This is a genomic window from Nocardioides sp. Z50_6 (assembly GCF_058215755.1).
This window is the reverse complement of record NZ_JBZAJB010000014.1, coordinates 1-2071: the sequence shown is the minus strand read 5'-3', so window position 1 is coordinate 2071 and position 2071 is coordinate 1. Positions and strand designations below refer to the sequence as shown.

Annotated in this window: 2 protein-coding genes; both read right to left on the bottom strand. The window is 70.9% G+C overall.

Annotated elements, in window-relative coordinates:
- Positions 1–230: 230 nt before the first annotated feature.
- Positions 231–842, bottom strand: a complete 612-nt coding sequence (locus AC4BGE_RS18845) for an MBL fold metallo-hydrolase (protein ID WP_490569621.1) — start codon at positions 840–842, stop codon at positions 231–233.
- A gap of 5 nt (positions 843–847) precedes the next feature.
- A complete protein-coding gene (locus AC4BGE_RS18840) occupies positions 848–1933 on the bottom strand; it encodes an S-(hydroxymethyl)mycothiol dehydrogenase (RefSeq protein ID WP_490569377.1) in 1086 nt (361 codons plus the stop codon).
- Positions 1934–2071 lie beyond the last annotated feature (138 nt).

The window sequence follows — 2071 nt, the reverse complement described above, 5'->3', positions numbered from 1 at the left end:
GCGTTGCACGCATCTCGCCACTCCATTCATGAGGTGTTCGGACGTCCGGCCCACTCCGGCTCGTCAACTACTACGTAGTGTAGTAGTTATCTACTACGTTGGATAGTAGATAACGGAAGTGGCCCGTGAGACTCCGCTCACACCACTTCCACCACTCCAACCTCTCCCGCACCCCCGACGCGGGTCAAACTGGCGCCGGTGCCGAGAACGGCGAGCCGGCGCCGCTCGCCTCAGCCCTCGCCGTCCAGACGGACCCGCTCGGCACCGATCGTGGTGTCGTCGCCGTGACCGGTGTGAACCACGGTGTCGTCGCCCAGCGGCCAAAGAGCGCGACGGATCGACTCCTCCAGGACCCCGCGGTCGCTGAAGCTGCGGCCGGTCGCTCCCGGCCCGCCCTGGAAGAGGGTGTCGCCGGTGAAGACGCACCCGAGCTCGGGGAAGTGGAAGCAGACCGCGCCGGGCGCGTGACCCGGGGTGTGCAGCACCCGGAACCTGGTCCCGGCCACCTCGATCTCCTGGCCGTCGGCCAGGTCGACGTCCCACAGCTGGTCGGGGTGGGTCAGCTCCCAGAGCGGACGCTCCTCGGGGTGCAGCAGGATCGGGGCGACCACCCGCTCCCGCAGGGCCGGGGCCACCCGGACGTGGTCGTCGTGCGCGTGGGTGCAGGCGATGGCGCGCACCTTCCTGTCCCCCACCAGCGCCAGGATCGCCTCCACGTCGTGCGGGGCGTCGATCACCACGCACTCGGCGTCGTCCCCGACCACCCAGACGTTGTTGTCCACCTGGTGGGTCTCGCCGTCCAGGGAGAAGGTTCCGGAGACGACCGCGTGGTCGACCCGCAGCCCGCTCACAGGACCACCACCGAACGGAGCACGTCGCCGCCGTGCATCTTCTCGAAGGCCGCCTCGACGTCGTCGAGACCGATCTCCTCGGTGACGAAGGCGTCCAGGTCGAGCCGGCCCTGCTGGTAGAGGTCGACGAGCATCGGGAAGTCGCGCGAGGGCAGGCAGTCGCCGTACCAGCTCGACTTGAGGGAGCCGCCGCGCCCGAAGACGTCGGCCAGCGGGATGTCGGGGATCTGCATGTCGGGCGTCGGCACGCCCACCAGCACCACCGTGCCGGCCAGGTCTCGGGCGTAGAAGGCCTGCCGCCACGTCTCGGGGCGGCCGACGGCGTCGATCACCACGTCGGCGCCGTGACCGTCGGTGAGCCGCCTGACCTCCTCGACCACGTCGCTGCTGGAGCCGTCCACGACGTGCGTGGCGCCGAGCTCACGGGCCCGCTCGAGCTTGCGGGGGTCGAGGTCGACGGCGATCACCTTCGCCGCTCCGGCCAGCGCCGACCCGGCCACCGCCGCGGCACCCACGCCGCCGCAGCCGATGACCGCGACCGACTTGCCGCGGCCCACGCCGCCGGTGTTGATCGCGGCGCCGATCCCCGCCATCACACCGCAGCCCAGCAGCCCGACGGCCGCGGGACGCGCGCTCGGGTCGACCTTGGTGCACTGCCCGGCCGCGACGAGGGTCTTCTCGGCGAAGGCGCCGATGCCCAGCGCCGGGGTGAGCTCGGTGCCGTCCTCCAGGGTCATCTTCTGGGTGGCGTTGTGCGTGGCGAAGCAGTACTGCGGCTCGCCGCGGCGGCACGCACGGCACTCGCCGCAGACGGCCCGCCAGTTGAGGACGACGAAGTCACCTGGTGCCACCTCGGTGACGCCCTCCCCGACCTGCTCCACGATGCCGGCGGCCTCGTGCCCCAGCAGGAACGGGTAGTCGTCGTTGATGCCGCCCTCGCGGTAGTGCAGATCGGTGTGGCAGACGCCGCACGACTGCACCTTCACGACCGCCTCGCCGGGACCGGCGTCCGGCACGTTGATCGTCTCGATCGTGACCGGCGCGCCCTTCGCGCGTGCCACCACTGCCCTGACCTGCTGCATGTTGCCTCCATCGTGCTCGACCTGCTGTCCCCGTTCCCCGAGAGCCTGTCACAGCACGCAGGAACGGCCCGTCCCCGAGGGGACGAGCCGTTCCTTCCGAACCGCTCAGGCCTCCGCGCTGGCAACCTTGCGCGAGTG

Coding starts and splice junctions, on each gene's coding strand:
- AC4BGE_RS18840 (WP_490569377.1), bottom strand. CDS start 1,933: ATGCAGCAGGTCAGGGCAGTGGTGGCACGCGCGAAGGGCGCGCCGGTC.